Genomic DNA, 527 nt, shown 5'->3' with positions numbered 1-527 from the left:
CTAACACCGATTAGCTCCCATTTCGGAGCCGGTAACGGGATGCTCGCTTGACGGAGCAAGCGGGTCAAGGTGGGGACAGCGATTACCGAGGCGAGTGCGGCCCGCGAGGCGTTACAGCGGAGAGTGCAGCGGTAACAGCGAAGCTCTTACGCGCTTGGCGAGGTGTTCCACAGTGGGGCCTAACACCTGAGTTAAGCCGCGCCGCGAAGCGGCGTCGGCTTGGACGAATTGTTAGGCCCCACCTGCCGGAACCACCGGTTGCTCGGCGGCGCGTACAAAAGCGCGAGACCGCACGCCTTTGCGGCGAACCAGGCAAGCGCGAAGGAGCCAAACGACAGGACGTGCGGGGCATTCTCGAGCAGCGCCAGCAGCGCGATGACGGCTCCAAGAAAGCGCGCCCAGTCCCGGCCGACTGCGGCAAGCCCGAGCAGCCCGAGCAGGAAGACGTAAACAGCCGCCGTGACAACAACCGGGAGTAGCGGCGCTACTCGGGGCGCGCTGGCCGCGATCAGCGGCGCAACCTGCGC

Annotated in this window: 1 protein-coding gene; it reads right to left on the bottom strand. The window is 66.0% G+C overall.

Going from position 1 to position 527, the window contains the following annotated elements:
• Positions 1–191: 191 nt before the first annotated feature.
• Positions 192–527, bottom strand: a 336-nt coding sequence (locus FW784_RS14595) for a hypothetical protein (protein ID WP_205123636.1), incomplete at its 5' end; no start/stop codon positions are given.

Origin of the sequence: Cognatilysobacter lacus (assembly GCF_008274655.1) — a bacterium.
GTDB lineage: Bacteria > Pseudomonadota > Gammaproteobacteria > Xanthomonadales > Xanthomonadaceae > Cognatilysobacter > Cognatilysobacter lacus.
This window is presented reverse-complemented; position numbering and strand designations above follow the sequence as displayed.